This is a genomic window from Actinosynnema sp. NPDC023658 (assembly GCF_040639995.1).
In the GTDB taxonomy this organism is placed as follows: Bacteria; Actinomycetota; Actinomycetes; order Mycobacteriales; family Pseudonocardiaceae; genus Actinosynnema.
Genome location: NZ_JBFAAX010001362.1, coordinates 1 through 1,250, shown reverse-complemented (window position 1 = coordinate 1,250; position 1,250 = coordinate 1). Strand labels below are relative to the sequence as shown.

Here is a 1,250-nt window from a genome sequence, read left to right as displayed (position 1 = left end):
CCGACTCCGGCGCCGGCCGTGACCGCTCAGTCCAGCGCCGCCGCAGCCTCCACCGGGGCGGTGCGCAGCACGTACGCCGTGGACAGCAGGGTCGACAGCAGGGTCAGGCCCGTAGCCGACCCCACCACCACGAGGTAGATCCCGACCGGACCGCGCGGCCAGAACGTCCAGTCCAACGCGATGGCGAACGGCACGAGCGTCACCAGGGACACGATCGCGCCGGGTATGACCCCGCCCAGCGAGATCACCACCGACTCGACGCCGACCATGCGCAGGATCTGCCCCCGCGTGGCGCCGATCAGGCGTTGCAGCGCGAACTCGCGCCGCCGCTCACCGGTCGCGATCACCAGCGTGTTCACCAGCGAGATGACCGTGTACGCCAGGATCATGCCGACCAGCAGGTAGTTCACCCACGCGCCGGTCTGCTCACCGCCGCCGCCGGCCTCCAGGGCCTGCTCGCGGCCGGTGACCCTCAGGTCCGGGTTCCGCTCGGTCAGCGGTGTCAGCGCCGACTCCGGGCCCTTGACCAGGATCTGCGAGGCCTGACCGCCGGAGGTGTGCGCGACGACGAGTTCCGCGGGCATCAACGCCGCGTCGAACGCGCCGGTGTGCACGGCGGCGACCCGCAGGTCCACCCGCACGCCGTCACCGAGCTTCATCGTCACCGAGTCACCGACGGCGGCGTGCAACGACTCCGCCCACCCGGTCGGCAACGCGACCGCGTCACCGCGCAGGTCGCCCAGCGACCCGGCGGTGACGTCCACGCCCATGGTCCCGGTGACGCCGTCGGGCGTCACGCCGAGCACGGTGATCTCGTCGTCGCCGTCCTCGTGGTCGGGGAAGTAGGCCTCGGTGTCGACCACGGCCGACGCCGCTTCCACGCCGGGCAGCGCGCGCACCTCGTCCACCAGCTCCAGCGGCACGCCGCCGGTCGAGCTGGTGACCACGGCGTCGGCCCGCAGGCTCTCCGCGAACGCGCCGGACTCCGCGCCCGCCTGCGTGGTCTGGAGGTAGATCAGCGCGGTGGCCAGGCCGGTGGCGAGCATGACCGGCGTGATGGCGCTCGCCACGCGCACCCGCCGCGCGCCGGCGTTGAGCACCGCGAGGTACCCGGCCAGGCCGGACACCGCGCGCACCGGCCAGCGCAGGACCGCGATCAGCACCCGGGCGGCGGCGGGGGTGACCCGCGCCCGCGGTGAGCACCTGACCCATGATCACGTACTGCACCTGCTCGGGCGCGACACCGGCCC

General features: G+C 73.7%; 1 protein-coding gene. It reads right to left on the bottom strand.

The annotated features are described in order from the left end of the window. Positions 1-26: 26 nt before the first annotated feature. Entirely contained in the window at positions 27-1,163 is a 1,137-nt protein-coding gene (locus AB0G02_RS41000; protein ID WP_360806188.1) for an FtsX-like permease family protein, read from the bottom strand. Positions 1,164-1,250 lie beyond the last annotated feature (87 nt).